Below are 2,918 nucleotides of genomic sequence, written 5' to 3'. Positions count from 1 at the left end.
CCTTTTTCCATCACTGCACCAATAAACGGATCGTCAATCAAATTGAGATGACTATCCAAGTCCAAATAATCCGCTACGGGAGCAAGCTGTATTGCTGCTGTATTTGCCAAACAACTGTCAGAATAACAACCAAACATTACTTTCAACCCACAAGCTTTAGCTACATAAACCATCCGCATTGCTTCAGTTAACCCCCCAGACTTCATCAACTTAATATTGATGCCATGCACCATTTCTGCCAAAACGGGAATATCCTTAGCAGTAAAACAACTTTCATCTACAAAAATAGGTAAGGGCGATCGCCTGTAAAGATGAGGTAGATCGGCGATCGCTGAAATAGCAGCTAATGGTTGTTCCACATAAATAACCCCAACTGTAGCCAACCAGTCACATATTTTTACCGCATCCTCTAGACTCCAACCCCCATTAGCATCTACATATAACAAAGCATCTGCTGGTGCTTCTTCTTTCACTGCCATCAACATTGCCTTGTCTGCTTGAATACCTTCCGGACTACCTAATTTTACTTTTAATACCCGCGCATCAATAAATTCTAGCCAGTTTCGCACTCTCTGTTTAGCAGCTTCGGGGGTGCTGATACCAATAGTCACTGAGATGGGAACAATGCGATCGCGTTCTAACCCCCAAAGTCGCCATAAAGGCAACCCTACTTTTTTACCTACCCAGTCATGCAAGGCCATATCAATAGCTGCTCTAGCGGCTGATGGTATTTCTAACTCTATTAAGACTTGCTCTATTTGTTGTCTGTCAAGTGGAGTAAACTTTTTTACAGCAGGGGTAAGTTGCTCTAAAGCTTGCTGTAAAATTTTTGTAGTTTGTGGTTTTTTCCCTAAAGAAAAAGGTGAAGCTTCCCCCCAACCTTCAATACCTTCTTGTTGTATTTTTACCAAAATGTTGTTACTTTCGGCAGTAGTTCCTCGACTAATAGTTAAAGGAAATCTTTTATGGACAGTAAATGTTTGAATCTGAATTTGCATGATTAATAAATTTAATTATTCTCTGCTACCTTACATCAAATTGGATTGATACAAATTAGTCTGAGGTATAGCGCTACGCGCAAGGCAAAAGTCAAAAGTCAAAAGTTAAAAGTAATCCCTCACTGAGTTTAAGCCTTTGTAAATGTCCTAACCTTTGTTTCGACTGCTATAAAATAGAATAAAATAGTGAATATGACCGAAAATTTCTGGTATTAAGTCTCCTGCTTTTGTAGAAAATACTAATAACTGATAACTGATAACTGATAACTGATAACTGAAATGACTTTACACCAACCTAATGATATTATTGCTCAAAGATATCGCATTGTCACTGCTTTGGGAAAAGGAGGAATGGGAATTACTTATGAAGCAGAAGACCTGACAAATTATCAGCGAGTAGCAGTTAAAGCTGTTTCTTTACAACAAACAAAAGACTGGAAAATATTAGAACTTTTTGAGCGGGAAGCTAAAGTCATCGCCAATTTGCATCATCCTCAAATTCCCAAATATTTGAATTATTTTTATATTGATACAGAGCAAGATAGATGCTTTTATTTAATTCGTGAATTAGTGTGGGGAAATTCCTTAGCAAATTGGGTGAAAAAAGGTTGGCATCCGACAGAAATACAAGTTAAAAATCTTGCGATTCAAATTTTGAACATTCTCAGTTATTTACATCAATTAAATCCGCCAATAATTCACCGGGATATTAAACCAGAAAATATTATTTTACAACCTGATAGTCAAGTATTTTTAGTAGATTTTGGGGCAGTTAAAGATATTTATCGAAATACAATGTCTTTGAGTGGAACCTTTGTCGGAACTATTGGATATATGCCACCAGAACAGTTACAAGGAAAAGCTTATTGTGCATCAGATTTATATAGTTTAGGTGCAACTTTACTGTATTTATTAACTCATCGTTCCCCAGATGAATTACCTCAAAAAAGAATGAAAATAGATATTCGCTCTTGTGTGAAAATTTCACCAGAATTTATGAATTGGTTAGAAGTAATATTAGAACCGATTTGGGAAGATAGATTTCAGTGGGCAACAGCAGCTTTGAATGTACTTAATAATAAGTCAGAAATAATTTATTCTGCTTCCTCTTCAGTTAAATACTCTCATCAAAAACCTGAAGCCAGTGAAGTAACTCTGAAAAAAACATCTACAAGTTTAATTATAGATATTCCATCTCCGTTAGGAGAAAAACCGGAGATAGCTTTATTTATATTTATGCCTTTTCTATTATTTATTAATTATTTATACTGTTCTGCGTCTGCGTCATACCTAATAAACCCTATAATTCTGTGGCTATTTACTTCATTAATACTGACTCCTATTTTCTGCTATGCATTATTTGACTTATTCCATAAAACTAATATCAAAATACATCAAAATAAGTTTTTGATTAACTGGAATTATTGGATATTTAGTCATACAGTTACAGCTCAAACAGAAGATATAATGCGAGTTCATATTGAGCAGGATTTTCAAAATAGTAGAGAAGTTATCACGTTTTTATGTAAAGTTGGAAAAAAAACGTCTACGTTTTTGGGTAAATCTAAGTTTGGCTATTCTCTGAATAGAATAGAAAAAGAATGGGTAATTGCTGAAATTAGAGATTTTATCAAACAATTAAAACCCGATAAAAATGTCTAAATATCAGGAAAATATTGGATTAATCTGAGTTAGTCAGGAGTGAAATAGAATAAATATTTTTCTATAGGATAGGAAATATGACCTTACACCAACCTAATGATATTATTGCTCAACGATACCGTATTGTCACTGCTTTGGGACAGGGAGGAATGGGAATTACTTATGAAGCAGAAGACCTGACAAATTATCAGCGAGTAGCAGTTAAAGCTGTTTCTTTACAACAAACAAAAGACTGGAAAATATTAGAACTTTTTGAGC

2 protein-coding genes and 1 pseudogene are annotated in these 2,918 nt (G+C 34.8%); 2 read left to right on the top strand and 1 reads right to left on the bottom strand.

All coding sequences use genetic code 11. From position 1 onward, the window contains the following. On the bottom strand, positions 1-998 hold a 998-nt coding region (locus AC3DU7_RS30125), incomplete at its 3' end, for a dipeptide epimerase (RefSeq protein ID WP_488042915.1). A gap of 279 nt (positions 999-1,277) precedes the next feature. Between AC3DU7_RS30125 and AC3DU7_RS30120 the strand changes: the two genes are divergently transcribed. Beyond that, complete coding sequence (locus tag AC3DU7_RS30120) at positions 1,278-2,660, top strand: serine/threonine protein kinase (RefSeq protein WP_488042914.1); 1,383 nt, start codon at positions 1,278-1,280, stop codon at positions 2,658-2,660. 77 nt (positions 2,661-2,737) lie between these two features. Then, positions 2,738-2,918, top strand: a pseudogene (locus AC3DU7_RS30115) (protein kinase domain-containing protein); the annotation flags it as partial.

This window comes from Okeania sp., from assembly GCF_983059655.1.
Note: the sequence above shows the minus strand (reverse complement) of the source record. Positions and strands in the feature narration are given on the sequence as shown.

Excerpts from the sequence above, each read along its gene's own strand:
- AC3DU7_RS30120 (WP_488042914.1), top strand. The coding sequence starts at position 1,278 with ATGACTTTACACCAACCTAATGATATTATTGCTCAAAGATATCGCATT.